Source organism: Ruegeria sp. AI3 (assembly GCF_056541245.1).
Genome location: NZ_JBQFYA010000021.1, coordinates 25,311 through 36,865 on the forward strand (window position 1 = coordinate 25,311; position 11,555 = coordinate 36,865).

Below are 11,555 nucleotides of genomic sequence, written 5' to 3' on the forward strand. Positions count from 1 at the left end.
CATGGCAATTACACGATCAAACAGCGCGCTGGATGTCGTTTTCGAAGCTGGCCGCACGTTCTTTCATCAAAAGCTGGACACGATACGCAAGGCACAGGCCAAACGCAGGGTTTATCGCGAAACTTACTATGAACTCTCGGTGTTATCTGACCGTGACTTAATAGATTTGGGTATCTCGAGAAGCAGCATCAAAAATCTTGCGTTGGAGGCCGCCTATGGCTGTTAACACCCAAGCCCCTGCTACGTATCGCGATCACGCGATCGCCCAATCAATCGCATTCTTGGTGTGGATCAGATCCACGACTAAAGCTGCTTTGAAAGCACTGAAAATGGCCCGGATGCTCTCTGCGCTTTCGAATATGAGTGACTACCAACTCGCTCAGATCGGAATTTCGCGATCTGAGATCCCGGAATATGCCGAAAAACTAATGGCTGACGAATAGAGAAGTGGGCCTTCAGGTCAGAAGATTACACAAGTTTGCTGGTCCTCGCTCCTCCCAGAGTAAGCCAGCATAAGCGGCGGCGAAAAAGCCAACGGGGAGCGCCATCGCAAAGGGCCAGCATTTTCACCTCCTCCCGAAAATGCTGGCCCATACCAACCTGCCAAACAGGAAACGCGAAAACTGAAAGTCATGAGAGCACTACAAGACCCGATCGTTCGTCGTCTCCGTTCTGGCGATCAAAGTGACATCTGCAATCATTTTCTGTAGTTAGATATCGAAACGCGGCGAGCACGGATTTGTGGAGTCGTCAACGCCAATTACGTCTTGAGCTACGCACAGAACATCCTTCGGTATGACAGTATCGCTTGTGGGGCGTTTGTCTGAGGACAATTGAGGGGCCTTGTGGAACTGCGCGGCCTCTTTCATTCATGGCCATCAAAGCCAGAGGCTGCATTCTCTGTCGAAGCCGAGTGCCGAGGCCTTGGGATTGGCGACGCTTTGATTCAACAGATGTACGCGATGGCGCAGAACAGAGGCGTCCGGACTATCCAAATGATGTGCCTGAAGGAAAACCGCCACATGCGCTATCTTGCGGCGAAACATAACGCGCAGTTTGTAGCCTACGCGGATATTGTTGAAGCAATCTTGCACCTCAACTGGCCGACGCCCGCGTCAATTGCCATTGAGATTATCGCTGAAGCTAGGGCACACTCACATCTGCTTTTTACTATGACGACCAATGGCACACTGCGTATTGCGGTCGTTTGATTGGACTTTAGCGAATGACCTTTTCTAGTGCCTTTATTGTTTCAGTGTTAAAGTTGCCTTTCTTCAGATAGTGGCCGTGCGACGCGCATATTCCACCTTAAACACAAGTCGGGATTTACCGCCTCAAGCTGTAACACGCAGTGCATCGACAGGAACTAGCGCTCCTTTGGCTTGGATCACGTAGCTGGCCAATTGGCAGCCCAACGATATTCCCGCGCGGAAATCACTTTTCTCCAATACGCTGAGCAAAACGCCAGCGTTGAAGCTGTCACCAGCGGCTGTTGTATCAATAGCGGAAGTTTCCGGCTTAGTAGGCACCTCCCCTCTAAAATTCCCATCTTGATAAACCACAGAATGCTCGCCGTTCTTTACGACGACCCGCTCCACACCAAGTCTTGCATATCGTTCAAGAGTCGCGGTCGGACAGTCGTCATTAAACCACGCGCTTTCATCGTCAAAAGACGGCAACACGATATCCGAGAGCTCAGCAGCGCGCATGATTGAACGCTTCATTTCTTCGGTACTTGACCAAAGTTTGGGTCTGATGTTCGTATCGAAAGCTACGGTTTTCCCTACATCGCGACCCCTTTGGAGAGCACCAAGTAGAATTTCACGCGATTGACGACCAAGAATTCCCAGCGTAATTCCTGAGTAATAGATCAAATCCGCTTTTTCGATAGCACGGCCAAGCGCATCTGGGTCGTCAGCAAGCCGTTTGGCTGCAGAGCTGTTGCGCCAATAGGAAAAACTGCGTTCGCCGTTGGTAAGGTGGATCATATAGAGACCCACGGTTCCATCCGAAATTTCGCAAATGTGAGAGGTATCGATACCTGTTCTGTCAATAAAAGCTCGCATTTCGCGAGACAGTTTGTCATCACCAACTGTCGTGAAATAAGCGACCTCTGTATTCGGTGATATTTTCGCCAAATACCAAGCCGTGTTGAACGTATCACCAGCATACCCGATCTTGAACTCCCCTGGACCACCCAGGGGAGCAAGTTCCGCCATGCACTCGCCGATTGCTAATATACGCATGGGTTCTACAAAAAATCGTCGCGCCGCGGAGTGAAGCTATCCACGAGCTTTCCTGGTTCCAGGCAAACACATCCGTGGGTTTGATCTGACGGAATGACAAAACTGTCTCCTGGCCCGAACTCTTGATCACTTTCGCCCAAAGTGAATCGGAACCGGCCACTTTCGACATATGTTGACTGGACATGCGGATGGCTGTGCAACGCGCCTATCGCACCTGCTTTGCTGAACCGAAAGGCAACAACCATGAGATTGGGATGATCAGAGAGAACTTGCCGTGTGACATTCTCTCCTGTCGAGACAACTGGAAATTTAGGCAAGGTGTACCTCCGCTACACTATGAGAAAAGCATTCCACCATTCAGATCGACATTAGCTCCTGTAATGAAAGCACTGTCGTCGCAGGCTAGGAATAGGACAAGGTTTGCGACATCCTCAATGGTGCCCTGACGTTTCATTGGCGCAGCGGCTTCAAAGCCGCGACGTCCTGCGTCCGGTGTGTGGATATTATGAAAATCGGTATCAATCATCCCAGGGCACAGCCCATTGACCCTAATATCAGGGCCCAGTTCTTTGGCCAAACCCCGCGTCAGCGTCATGATCGCGCCCTTTGAGGTCGCATAGGGAACTGAGCCGGGGCCGCCGCCATCGCGAGCAGCTTGGCTTGCCAAGTTGACAATCGCACCGCTTTTCATATGAGCCAAACAGGCGTTCGTCATCATGAAGTTGCTGGTCAGATTCAAGTCCATCACATACTTCCAATGTTCAAGTGAGGACTCTGCAACTGTTTTGCGGGCAACCAAACCGCCCGCGTTATTGACCAAAACGTCAATACTGCCGAATTCCGCGAGAGATCGCGCCACCAATGCGTCAACGTCGCTTTTCTGCGTTAGGTCTCCTTGAAGCGCGATTGCGGTCCCGCCATTTGCTTTGATTTTGGCCACAACGTCCTCAGCGCCTGCGCTGCTGGCAAAATAGTTTATTGCGACGTTTGCGCCCTCGGAGGCAAGCTTGAGAGCGACTGCTGCACCGATATCGCGGCCGGCTCCAGTTACAATTGCCGATTTTCCAGCGAGTTTCATGGGCATCCCTCATCTTTGCTCAGCTTTGAAAGTTGTCGTGTGCCATTGTGGGTCGCCTAAGCTGCACCGCGTTTGACGAACATGTCGTAGATTTCGGGTACATTGCCTTCGCCCATCCCTGCATCAAGCGCCGTTTGAAGATTTGCGGAAGTGCCTTCAGCGATTTCGGAGCGCGTTCCAATGTCAGTAATCATCTGAACGAAGTAGGCGATGTCCTTGTTGGCATTGCTGATCGAAAACCCAAGATCACTTACGCCATCGACGGCGTAATTCTTGCAAAATTGCATAAATGGAGAATTGGACGGGCCCGCAGACATGATCTCAAAAAGCTGCTGGCCATCGATGCCCGCTTGTTTTGCAACTGCAAATGCCTGGCTCATGGTACACGCTGTTGTCATACCCATGAAATTGTTGATCAGCTTGGTCGTATGTCCCGCGCCGAGCGCACCGAGATGGAACACGTTCTCGCCCTGCACATCGAGCACAGGTTTGACCTTTTCAAACGTTTCGATATCGCCCGCTGCCATGATGTTCAGCAAACCGTCCTTAGCGTGCAAAGGTGAACGCCCCAACGGCGCGTCGAGCATCCCAGCCCCTTTTGTCGCAAGGTCCGCGCCAATTTTCTTTGTTGACGCTGGAATGGACGTGCCGAAATCTATGACCACCGCGCCTTCTTTGATCCCGGCGAGAATACCATTCTCGCCGTAGATCAGGCTTTCGACCACGTCGGATGTTGTCACGCAGAGCATGACGATATCACTGGCCGCGGCGAGTTCCCTAGGGGTGCTCACCTCGACCGCTCCGCGCGCAACGGTTTGGGCAACCGCCGCTTTGTTGCGGCCCATGACCACAAGATCAAAACCATTTTTTTGGAGGCATTCAACCATCTTGCTGCCCATTTGGCCTAGGCCAATGAAACCGATTTTTGGATTCGACATATGCGCCTCCTAAGCGTTTGGGTTTTTCATTTTGGAAAAGACATCGGCCCCAGCTTGGGCGACGTCATGATCTTGCGCAGGCGAGCCTGAGCTAACACCAATGCCGCCGACGACATCAGAACCAGCAAGCACAGGAAGACCGCCGGCAACGGTCACCATACGTCCGCCTAAGGCCGAGGAGATGCCATGCGCTGGCATTCCCGGTTGACTGACTGCACCCAAGGCTTGCGTGCTCTTTTTGATGCCGCATGCGGTATAAGCCTTGTCGATCGCCAGATTGACGCTGGTAATCTTGGCGCCATCCATTCGCTCAAATGCGATGAGTATACCACTCTCATCGGTAACAGCGATGCACATAGGCACCCCGATATCTTCGGCTTTGAGCCTAGCGACCGCGATCAGCCGTCGCGCCTCTTCAATGTCCAATCGTTTGATATTCAGCATAGCGGCATCCTTTGGGCTTTATGGGCCGATTAGGAGAGTGGGAAGTGTGAGCGAGATGGCAGGAACGAAGGTGATCAGCATCAGCGCTGCGAAGATCGCAAGGTAGAAAGGCCAGATCGTTCTAATGGCTTTTTCCATCGGCAACTGGCCAACCGCACAGCCTACAAACAGGCAGGTCCCGACCGGAGGCGTGCAAAGCCCCAGACCAAGGTTCACCAGAAGGATCATGCCAAATTGCAGCGGATCAATCCCCAGCATATTCATCACCGGTAAGAAGATCGGCGTGCAGATGAGGATCAAAGCTGCCATATCCATAATCATGCCAAGCAGCAAAAGAACGGCATTGATCATCAGCAAAATCAGGATCGGGTTCTCGGTTATACCCAAAAGGAACTCGACCGTTTTGGTTGGTACGCGGTTGTAGGTCAGCATGTACGCGAAGGCCCCGGCACAGGCGATCAGGATCATGACCATCGACGTTGTGCGCACTGAGGAAATTACAGCCGTCTTAAAGGCATCCCATGACAGGCTGCGGTAGACGATCAGCGTGACAACAAAGGCATACATAGCCCCGAATGCACCGGACTCTGTTACAGTAAAGATGCCTGATAGGACACCTCCGACGATAATGACGGCAGTCAGCAAGCCGGGGATGGAGCCAATAAACGCGTACGCCAGCGCCGTCCATCCTGGAAACCGTTCAGCCTGATAGCCGCGCTTTACTGCGACCACATATGCGGCAATTGCCAAGCAACAGCACATCAGGATGCCGGGGACCACGCCCGCCAAGAACAGCTTGGAAATTGACACCACACCACCCGTTGCAAGAGCAAAGATGATCATATTGTGACTGGGTGGAATGATGATCCCGGCGATAGAAGACGTCACTGTCACATTCACCGCATAGTCAGCATCGTATCCCTTGTCTTTCATAACGGGGATGAGAATTGAGCCCAGCGCGGAGATGTCCGCGATCGCCGAACCTGAAATCCCGCCAAAAAGCATGGAGGAAAACACGTTTACAATGCCAAGCCCGCCGCGCACGGCACCCACAGCAGCTTGCGCGAACCTGACCAATCTAACGGCTATCCCGCCATGAAACATCAGCTCTCCAGCGAAAATGAAAAACGGGATCGCCATAAGCGAAAAAACGTTGATTCCTGCGACTATTCGTTGAAAGCCGACGAACAAGGGCAAGCCTTCATACCAAAACGCAGCCAAGGCAGAAATCCCGAGTGCGTAGGCGACCGGAGTGCCGATGATGACGGAAAGGGCAAAGACCCCGAGAAGAACTGCAAGTCCCATGATTAACCCTGATCTATACTGTCTTGACGCGCATCCTCGCCCAGAAACAGGCGGATCAGATGACCGATGGAAAACAGAAGGACCAATGCTCCGCTAATTGTCATAGGCAGGGATCTCAGGCCCTCGGGCCATTGAATAAGCGGGATCAACGTGCCCCATTTGAATTCGGTCAATTCAAGCCCATACCAGAACATCATCGCGCCAAATCCGGCTAGCAGCATATCTGTGATGCAGACAAAGACTGTTCGTACTTTCGGCGACATCATGCCCCGAAAAAGAACAACAGAGAGGTGGGTATGGTTGTGCACTCCGGCTGCTGCGCCGAGGAAGGCAATAACCATGACAAGTAAAAGTGATACCTGTTCAACCCAGGTGGGCGTGTCATTGAGGACGTACCGGCCAAAGACCAGCCACGCGAAGATGGCGGTCATAGTCACGATGGCGACGCCGGCCAACACGGTACAAAGGCGGGCGAGCAGGTCGAGGAAGAAATCCATCCTCCGTAGAAACTCTGATGTCTTGCCTGAAACTTGCATGCCGCCCCCTTTTTTTGGTTTTACGAGTCCGGCTTCTTTGAAGGAAACCGGACGCGCTTAACTGTATTCGCTTTGGCAAATCACTCAGTGGCCTGAGCCATCTCGACCAACGCTTTCATATCTGGGTTGGCAGCTAGGTAGTCGGCATAGACTACGTCCATCGCGGACTGGAAGGGACCCTTGTCTGCGATTTCGTTGACTGTGATGCCAGCCGCTTCAACGTCAGAGCGCGCTTGCTCAGATCCAACAGCCCACAGTTCGCGCTGATACAGAGCCGCTTCTTGTGCCGCACTACGTACAGCTTCTTGTAGTTCGGGGCTAAGCGCGTTGAACTTGGCTGTATTCACACAGATGCACTCGGGGATGATCAAATGCTCAGACAGCGAATAGTGCGACGTCACTTCGTAATGGCCGACGTTTTTGAACGACGGGAAGTTGTTCTCCGCCCCATCAACAACGCCTGTTTTCAGTGCCTGTTGTACTTCCGAAAAAGCCATTGGAGACGGATTTCCACCCATAGCCGAAATCATCGAAGTGTAGAGATCGTTGTTCATAACTCGGATCTTCAGGCCTTCCACATCGGCTGGAGAGTTGATTGGTTTCTGGCTGTAGAATGACCTGGCTCCAGCATCAAAATATGCAAGGGGAAGAACTCCAGCCTCACCCATCGCTTCGGCAACGACCGCACCAGCTTCACCTTCCATCACGCGGAACATGTGCGGCACACTTTTGAAGATGAATGGAAGCGATACAAGGTTTGCCTCTTTGACCATCGGACCAATCGGGCCAAGGTTGAAGTTGCCAACCTCGATGGCTCCAATTCGCACTTGCTCCAGCGCATCGGGCTGCGAGCCAAGAACGCCGCCGTGGAAAACATCTACCGTGACTTCACCATCTGTGGCTGTGTCAACAAGCTCAGCAAATTTGTCCATCGCCGCCGTATTGGGGTGGCCGTCATTGTGAATGTTCCAAGCGCGCCAGCTTTCAGCCGATGCTGAAGAGGCGATCAGTGCAACGGTTACTGCTGCAAAAAGCGATTTCGTAGAAGTCATGGGTCTCCTCCCGTTTTTTCTGAGCAGCAACAGGCCAAAAGGTGTCGTCTGGAGGATGAAAGTCGCAAAACTTCCTGCTTCCTCCCAGAGCCGGAATCACTGCTGCACTCATAAGGACACTAGTATCCAAGTTGTGTCAACAACTCGTTTGAAACATGTGACGGCCTTGACTTCAATGGTTACAGGCTCTTTGATATTAACCGAAAAAGCCTTGCTGAAATACGTACGAAGTATGGCTTTTTGATATATAAAACAGTGCCTTAACCACCCATCAGATCGTGGTGGCAGGATTATGAATCAGAGGATGAAAGAAAAAATCGTGGACGGAATTAGAACCCGAACAACCACTGATGCCGTCTACGAAACACTGCACGATCAGATCGTTTCGCTCGAAATTCTTCCCGGTACAAAATTGTCCGAGACGGAAGTCGCACGTCGATTCGGCGTATCTCGCCAACCTGTTCGCAACGCCTTCACCAGGCTTGGAAATGAGGATTTGCTACTTATCCGACCTCAAAAAGCAACCGAGGTGCGCGGCTTTTCAATGGATCGCCTAGAGCTTGCTCGTTTGGTGCGAAGGGCCGTCGAACTTGAAATAGTTTACATGGCGGTTGAGACTTGGGATTCAGATCGGGATGCGAAGCTAAGCGAAAACTTAGCCCTTCAGGAGAATGCTCTGACGCAAGGGGATCTATCTGCCTTTCACGCGCTCGATTACGATTTTCACAAACTAATCTACGTCCTTGGCGGCAACCCGTTAGCGTTCGAAGTTATGCTGGAATGCAAACAAAAAGTAGATCGTCTCTGTATGCTTGGTCTTGAGAAAGATCGCGAGGCGAATTCCATTTTGGAAGACCACTATGAGATCGCAAATGGGCTTGCCTCGCGGGATCTGTCAAAAGCGCAAAACGCAGTCAGAAAACACTTATCCCGCCTCGACGACACTATCGCGTTTATTCATGAACGCCATCCCGAGTACTTTGAATAAGTTCGGAAACTCGTACCGCTAACTTCATTCAATATCCGGCGCCGACAAAGTGCCTATCGTGCCGGCCGGATGCTCGTTATTCTTAGCGTTTTTTTTCGTTGTTGGGGATCAGGGAATTTGCAGCATAAATCTCCGAAAATATACAGATCTGGGTGCCGTCAGACGAATTCGAACCAGTTTCAGTGTGCCTAGGAAACAGCGAACCTATCTGGAACAAAGTTGACGCCACAAGCTAAGAGTGGCGGAGCGGGTCAGCTTGAAGGTGTCTCGGCTGGCTAGCGATCTTTCCTGGTTGAATTGGTTGCACAAGGAGGAATGGACAGAGGCGAATTTCTGTAGACTTCGCATGCGCCTGAAACGCTGCATCGCGCGTCCGCGTCGTCGGAAAAGAAGGTGCGAGTTCTCGACGCGGTTGTTGAACCACCTGCCCGTCTGCTGTTTTTCGGTAGCGCCTAGTTCTCTGAGAGCAGCCCGACACGACGCGAAGCGATCCGTTACGATCTCTTCTGAACAGCCATGGCTGTTTCATCAATTTCTTGAAGAATTTCAATACCGCCTGCTTGTTTCGGCGTTTGGTCACAACGGCTTGCAGCACCTTGCCTTCATGGCCAACAGCCCGCGAAAGATAATGCCGCTTGCCATTCACCTTCAAGAAAACCTCATCCGGGTGCCACTTCCATTTCGAGAATGCGCGCAGTTTTTGCACCCGCTTCCGTCTGATCTCAGCAGCAAACTTCGGGTCAAACCTGTTCCACCAATTTCGGACAGTTTCGAGCTCACATCGATGCCTCGCTCATGCAGCAGATCTTCGACATTCCGAAGCGAGAGCGGGAAACGGATGTACAGCATCACAGCAAGGCGAATGATTTCGGGACTATTTTAAAGTATTTGAAAAAGGCAGATCTGGTCATCGGAAAAAGCTACTCAACCACCTTGCCCCGCTCGAGCAATGTTTTTCTGACAAGACCGTTGGACAAACCGCAGTTGGACAAACCTAAGACCCGAACTAATCTACCGCCTTTTTTCGAATGAGCGATCAGGTTCTCCTACCAGACAGTTCAGTACCCACGGGTAGCTTGTCGTGACATAGTATCCGTACTGGCCATCCACAGTCATGCCATTGCACTTATCTAGATCGCCAGCCCCAGTGAACTCGTAGTCGTTTATATATGTGCCGTCCGGAGTACCGCCCGGCCCGTTAGGCGGCGCAGGCCGAGGCGTAGTTTTGAGTTGGTAGCCGGAAATCGCAGGTCTTATCGCACCATTGCTGTCTTTGAATATCGTCCCGTAGATCGGAAAGCCGTCAGCTGCAAAACCAATAACTGGAGACGGCTTATCAAGGTCGTGATCCAAAAACAGTGCATTTGGATTGGAATGGTAGTGATACCTGCCATCGGGCTGGGCATGGGCATTGTGCAGATCTACACCAAAATACTGATCGTAGGACGGCGGATCAAGCAGCCATGGATCAGTGTCTCGACACCCCGCCAATACATTGCCGTTCTTGTCTGCTCGCGGGCCGCTCGGGCGATAACACCCAGCCGAAAGCAAATCGACCGGCACGCCATTCAACAAAATGGCATCATAACTCCGTTGCGACAGCGCGGTTTGGTTGCTGGCCTTCTCCGGATTTCTGGGAATCCGAAAAGTGCCAGGCAATTCGCGTACATTGTTAGCGAAGTTGGCTGTAGGCCCATTGAAATCATGGTTAGGAATGCCATTGGTCTTGAGGGTACAGTGCTGGCTTTCTGCCGAGATTTCGATTTCGGAGTTAAACCGTTGTTGGCGCGTGACGTCTTCCACCGAAGCGGAATACACTCCTGCATAATCCGCGCAGTCTCCGGACCGGTTGCTGAACAAAAGATTGGTGATGTCTTGGGTTACGTTTTGCGCATGAGCCTGCAGGGCCATAAATCCTGTCAGAAGCGCACTGATTATCAATACTTTCAATCGCATTGCTCAATCTCCTTGGGCTTTCGGAAATTCCAAAAAATGTTAATGATGAGAGTTGTTTTTGGTCATCCTACCTTCAGAAGGCGACGCGGTCTCCTCCCTTTAAGTCTAGGATTTCCCTTGCTTCATCTGGGGTCGCGACCTGAGTGCCCAGATCTTCTACAATACGTCGAATTTTAGCGACTTGCTGAGCGTTGCTTTCGGCCAACTTTCCACGTGAGATGAACAAGCTGTCTTCTAGGCCAACGCGAAGATTGCCGCCCATCTGACTTGCAGTGGTAGCAAGCGACATCTGCGCACCGCCGGCTCCGAGAACGGACCAGCGGTAGTCATCACCAAACAGGCGATCTGCTGTGCGTTTCATGAAGATCAGGTTGTCAACCTCAGGCCCGATACCACCGAGGATTCCAAAGATGAACTGAATGAAAATAGGTGCTTTGAACAACCCGATATCCACGCAGAATTTCAGGTTATACAAGTGGCCGACATCGTAGCATTCGTGTTCGAACTTGATGTCATGCGGCGCGAGCGTTTCTGCCGCCTCGCGAATATCCCGGAATGTGTTGCGAAAGATATTCTGATCGGAGTTCGCGACATAATCTTTCTCCCAATCAAATTTCCAATCATCATCGCCATACCGGTTGGCCAATGGGTGAAACGAGAAGTTCATCGAACCCATATTCATCGAGCACATCTCGGGGCTGAAAGTCTTGGCCGGATTGATCCGGTCCTGAATGGACAATGTCAGCGATCCGCCGGTCGATAGGTTCACAACAGCGTCCGTTGCCTGTTTTATACGGGGCAGGAATGGCGCGAAGTCGTCCGGATCGACCGATGGCGACCCGTTCTCAGGGTTGCGGGCATGGAGGTGTAGGATCGACGCTCCGGCCTCGGCGGCCTCGATCGCCTGCCGTGCGATGTCGTCGTAAGTGTACGGGAGCGCATCCGACATGGTTGGTGTGTGGATCGCTCCTGTTACAGCACATGTAATGATGGTCTTTTTCTGACGGGCCAT

14 protein-coding genes and 1 pseudogene are annotated in these 11,555 nt (G+C 51.9%); 4 read left to right on the plus strand and 11 right to left on the minus strand.

Annotated features, from left to right (window positions below; all coding sequences use genetic code 11):
* The first annotated feature begins 1 nt into the window (after position 1).
* The 3 genes from ACRZ95_RS21870 to ACRZ95_RS21880 all read left to right on the plus strand — a co-directional run bounded on the left by ACRZ95_RS21870 (position 2) and on the right by ACRZ95_RS21880 (position 1,211).
* Positions 2-226, plus strand: coding sequence for a DUF1127 domain-containing protein (locus ACRZ95_RS21870; protein WP_170375908.1), 225 nt, complete (start codon positions 2-4; stop codon positions 224-226).
* Positions 216-443: a DUF1127 domain-containing protein gene (locus ACRZ95_RS21875; RefSeq protein WP_170642888.1), complete on the plus strand. Its 228-nt coding sequence runs from the start codon at positions 216-218 to the stop codon at positions 441-443. Before ACRZ95_RS21870 ends, ACRZ95_RS21875 begins: the two co-directional genes overlap by 11 nt.
* A gap of 402 nt (positions 444-845) precedes the next feature.
* Positions 846-1,211, plus strand: coding sequence for a GNAT family N-acetyltransferase (locus ACRZ95_RS21880; RefSeq protein ID WP_170474663.1), 366 nt, complete (start codon positions 846-848; stop codon positions 1,209-1,211).
* A 123-nt stretch (positions 1,212-1,334) separates the two neighbouring features.
* Here the strand turns inward: ACRZ95_RS21880 and ACRZ95_RS21885 are convergent, their stop codons facing one another.
* From ACRZ95_RS21885 to ACRZ95_RS21920, 8 genes are all read right to left on the minus strand, one after another.
* Positions 1,335-2,246, minus strand: a complete 912-nt coding sequence (locus ACRZ95_RS21885; RefSeq protein WP_170474666.1) for a sugar kinase — start codon at positions 2,244-2,246, stop codon at positions 1,335-1,337.
* A 5-nt stretch (positions 2,247-2,251) separates the two neighbouring features.
* Entirely contained in the window at positions 2,252-2,563 is a 312-nt protein-coding gene (locus tag ACRZ95_RS21890) for a cupin domain-containing protein (RefSeq protein WP_170474669.1), read from the minus strand.
* A gap of 17 nt (positions 2,564-2,580) precedes the next feature.
* Positions 2,581-3,324, minus strand: a complete 744-nt coding sequence (locus tag ACRZ95_RS21895) for a glucose 1-dehydrogenase (RefSeq protein WP_170474672.1) — start codon at positions 3,322-3,324, stop codon at positions 2,581-2,583.
* Positions 3,325-3,380: 56 nt separating this feature from the next.
* Positions 3,381-4,262 carry an NAD(P)-dependent oxidoreductase gene (locus tag ACRZ95_RS21900; RefSeq protein ID WP_170474675.1) on the minus strand — a complete coding sequence of 294 codons (882 nt, stop codon included), beginning with the start codon at positions 4,260-4,262 and terminating at the stop codon, positions 3,381-3,383.
* Between the two features lie 9 nt (positions 4,263-4,271).
* Complete coding sequence (locus tag ACRZ95_RS21905) at positions 4,272-4,706, minus strand: heme-binding protein (RefSeq protein WP_170474677.1); 435 nt, start codon at positions 4,704-4,706, stop codon at positions 4,272-4,274.
* Between the two features lie 18 nt (positions 4,707-4,724).
* The gene (locus ACRZ95_RS21910) at positions 4,725-6,011 is read right to left on the minus strand and encodes a TRAP transporter large permease (RefSeq protein ID WP_170375920.1); all 1,287 of its coding nucleotides are present in this window, start codon (positions 6,009-6,011) and stop codon (positions 4,725-4,727) included.
* Between the two features lie 2 nt (positions 6,012-6,013).
* Positions 6,014-6,547, minus strand: a complete 534-nt coding sequence (locus ACRZ95_RS21915) for a TRAP transporter small permease (protein ID WP_170474681.1) — start codon at positions 6,545-6,547, stop codon at positions 6,014-6,016.
* Positions 6,548-6,627: 80 nt separating this feature from the next.
* The gene (locus ACRZ95_RS21920) at positions 6,628-7,629 is read right to left on the minus strand and encodes a TRAP transporter substrate-binding protein (protein WP_480542938.1); all 1,002 of its coding nucleotides are present in this window, start codon (positions 7,627-7,629) and stop codon (positions 6,628-6,630) included.
* Between the two features lie 274 nt (positions 7,630-7,903).
* On the opposite strand from ACRZ95_RS21920, the gene ACRZ95_RS21925 reads away from it, so the two are divergent.
* Positions 7,904-8,587 (plus strand): GntR family transcriptional regulator, encoded by a 684-nt coding sequence (locus ACRZ95_RS21925; protein WP_170642894.1) that lies wholly within the window; start codon positions 7,904-7,906, stop codon positions 8,585-8,587.
* A 204-nt stretch (positions 8,588-8,791) separates the two neighbouring features.
* Here ACRZ95_RS21925 and ACRZ95_RS21930 read toward each other — a convergent pair.
* The 3 genes and pseudogenes from ACRZ95_RS21930 to kce all read right to left on the minus strand — a co-directional run bounded on the left by ACRZ95_RS21930 (position 8,792) and on the right by kce (position 11,555).
* Positions 8,792-9,498: pseudogene (locus tag ACRZ95_RS21930) on the minus strand (IS6 family transposase).
* A gap of 100 nt (positions 9,499-9,598) precedes the next feature.
* On the minus strand, positions 9,599-10,543 hold the full coding sequence (locus tag ACRZ95_RS21935; protein WP_170681641.1) for a YHYH protein: 945 nt from the start codon (positions 10,541-10,543) through the stop codon (positions 9,599-9,601).
* Positions 10,544-10,616: 73 nt separating this feature from the next.
* Positions 10,617-11,555 carry a 3,5-dioxohexanoate:acetyl-CoA acetone transferase gene (kce, locus tag ACRZ95_RS21940; RefSeq protein WP_170681643.1) on the minus strand — a complete coding sequence of 313 codons (939 nt, stop codon included), beginning with the start codon at positions 11,553-11,555 and terminating at the stop codon, positions 10,617-10,619.

What these genes read in the sequence shown, in the direction of transcription:
- ACRZ95_RS21885 (WP_170474666.1), bottom strand. Translation starts at nt 2,246, where the DNA reads ATGCGTATATTAGCAATCGGCGAGTGCATGGCGGAACTTGCTCCCCTG.
- ACRZ95_RS21875 (WP_170642888.1), top strand. Translation starts at nt 216, where the DNA reads ATGGCTGTTAACACCCAAGCCCCTGCTACGTATCGCGATCACGCGATC.
- ACRZ95_RS21935 (WP_170681641.1), bottom strand. Translation starts at nt 10,543, where the DNA reads ATGCGATTGAAAGTATTGATAATCAGTGCGCTTCTGACAGGATTTATG.
- ACRZ95_RS21910 (WP_170375920.1), bottom strand. Translation starts at nt 6,011, where the DNA reads ATGGGACTTGCAGTTCTTCTCGGGGTCTTTGCCCTTTCCGTCATCATC.
- ACRZ95_RS21925 (WP_170642894.1), top strand. Translation starts at nt 7,904, where the DNA reads ATGAAAGAAAAAATCGTGGACGGAATTAGAACCCGAACAACCACTGAT.
- ACRZ95_RS21870 (WP_170375908.1), top strand. Translation starts at nt 2, where the DNA reads ATGGCAATTACACGATCAAACAGCGCGCTGGATGTCGTTTTCGAAGCT.
- ACRZ95_RS21895 (WP_170474672.1), bottom strand. Translation starts at nt 3,324, where the DNA reads ATGAAACTCGCTGGAAAATCGGCAATTGTAACTGGAGCCGGCCGCGAT.
- ACRZ95_RS21905 (WP_170474677.1), bottom strand. Translation starts at nt 4,706, where the DNA reads ATGCTGAATATCAAACGATTGGACATTGAAGAGGCGCGACGGCTGATC.
- ACRZ95_RS21915 (WP_170474681.1), bottom strand. Translation starts at nt 6,547, where the DNA reads ATGCAAGTTTCAGGCAAGACATCAGAGTTTCTACGGAGGATGGATTTC.
- kce (WP_170681643.1), bottom strand. Translation starts at nt 11,555, where the DNA reads ATGGCCCGTCAGAAAAAGACCATCATTACATGTGCTGTAACAGGAGCG.
- ACRZ95_RS21900 (WP_170474675.1), bottom strand. Translation starts at nt 4,262, where the DNA reads ATGTCGAATCCAAAAATCGGTTTCATTGGCCTAGGCCAAATGGGCAGC.